This window comes from Streptomyces phaeochromogenes (assembly GCF_001418655.1).
GTDB classification, from domain to species: Bacteria; Actinomycetota; Actinomycetes; order Streptomycetales; family Streptomycetaceae; genus Streptomyces; species Streptomyces phaeochromogenes.
This window is the reverse complement of sequence record NZ_LIQZ01000469.1, coordinates 1-1,239: the sequence shown is the minus strand read 5'-3', so window position 1 is coordinate 1,239 and position 1,239 is coordinate 1. Positions and strand designations below refer to the sequence as shown.

The window sequence follows — 1,239 nt, the reverse complement described above, 5'->3', positions numbered from 1 at the left end:
CTTCCCGAAACCCACCGAGACCTCCTGAGACATCCCGAGACCTCCCGGGACCCCCTTCGCAGGATCGGGCTTCGTAGGATCGGTGCATGCCTTCCAACGCCGAAGCCCCGCCCCCGCCGACCCCTCTCCGGGTGCCGGTCGCCGACTCGCACACTCACCTCGACATGCAGTCCGGCACGGTCGAGGAGGGTCTCGCCAAGGCCGCGTCGGTCGGTGTGACCACGGTCGTCCAGGTGGGCTGCGACCTGAAGGGCTCGCGCTGGGCCGCGCAGACCGCCCTCGACCACGAGGCCGTCCACGCGACCGTCGCGCTGCACCCGAACGAGGCCCCCCGGATCGTGCACGGCGACCCCGACGGCTGGTCCCGGCAGGGCGCCCGGCAGCCCGGCGGCGACGGCGCGCTGGACGAGGCGCTCGCCGAGATCGACCGGCTCGCCGCCCTTTCCCACGTCAAGGGCGTCGGCGAGACCGGCCTCGACTACTTCCGCACGGGCCCCGAGGGCAAGGCCGCCCAGGAGAGGTCCTTCCGCGCCCACATCGAGATCGCCAAGCGGCACGGCAAGGCGCTGGTCATCCACGACCGCGACGCCCACGCCGACGTGCTGCGGGTCCTGAAGGAGGAGGGCGCCCCCGAGCGGACCGTCTTCCACTGCTACTCCGGCGACGCCGCCATGGCGGAGATCTGCGCCCGCGCCGGCTACTACATGTCGTTCGCCGGGAACATGACCTTCAAGAACGCCCAGCCGCTGCGTGACGCCCTCGCCGTGGCCCCGCTCGAACTGGTCCTCGTCGAGACCGACGCGCCCTTCCTGACCCCCGCGCCGTACCGCGGACGGCCCAACGCCCCGTATCTCATTCCGGTCACGGTCCGCGCCATGGCCGCCGTACGGGGTCTGGACGAGGACGCGCTGGCGACGGCGATCTCGGCGAACACTGCCCGCGCGTTCGATTTCTGAGCCGTAACGACCTGCCCGCTCGCGGGGGTCCGACCGGGGGACGCGTCGCGACACAGCGTAGTCGTGATGCTTTGGAGAGTGACGAACGCTCCGCTAGGTTCCTCTGGCCCGATCCGGACCGGATCCCTGGAGCGTGTCGTAGTGAGCAATTCGCAGTACGAGACGTATGGCCCGACGTACGAGATCCCTGAGCCGTACGGCCACGGACACCCGGACATGGATCCGGACACGTACCGGCCCGCGTACGAGGACGTGAACGGGGGCGGGAGCGCGAGTGGGGGCG

At 71.0% G+C, this 1,239-nt stretch carries 1 protein-coding gene; it reads left to right on the top strand.

The annotated features are described in order from the left end of the window. The first annotated feature begins 86 nt into the window (after positions 1–86). Complete coding sequence (locus tag AOK17_RS43065; protein ID WP_055618100.1) at positions 87–956, top strand: TatD family hydrolase; 870 nt, start codon at positions 87–89, stop codon at positions 954–956. Positions 957–1,239 lie beyond the last annotated feature (283 nt).